At 39.7% G+C, this 363-nt stretch carries 1 pseudogene; it reads left to right on the top strand.

Features of this window, described 5'->3' with window-relative positions:
* A pseudogene (locus tag EXE10_RS21290) lies at positions 1-363 on the top strand (IS6-like element IS1006 family transposase); the annotation flags it as partial.

Below are 363 nucleotides of genomic sequence, written 5' to 3'. Positions count from 1 at the left end.
GAACGGGGTGTGAATGTTGATCACACGACTATTTACCGTTGGGTTCAACGTTATGCTCCTGAAATAGAAAAACGTTTACGCTGGTATTGGCGTAATCCTACAGATCTGAGCTCGTGGCATATTGATGAAACCTATGTAAAAGTGAATGGACGATGGTCTTATCTGTATCGTGCAGTCGATCAACGTGGCGATACCATTGATTTTTATCTTTCTTCTAGACGTAATACCAAATCAGCATATTGTTTTCTTGGAAAAATTTTAAATAATGTGAAGAAGTGGCAAATTCCACAAGTGATCAACACGGATAAAGCACCCACATATGGACGTGCTTTATCACGGTTAAAACGGGAAGGTAAATGTCCA

The sequence above is a fragment of the Acinetobacter sp. WCHAc060033 genome, from assembly GCF_004209125.1.
GTDB classification, from domain to species: domain Bacteria; phylum Pseudomonadota; class Gammaproteobacteria; order Pseudomonadales; family Moraxellaceae; genus Acinetobacter; species Acinetobacter wuhouensis.
The sequence above is the reverse complement of the archived record's forward strand: the minus strand, read 5'-3'. Positions and strand labels throughout refer to the sequence as shown.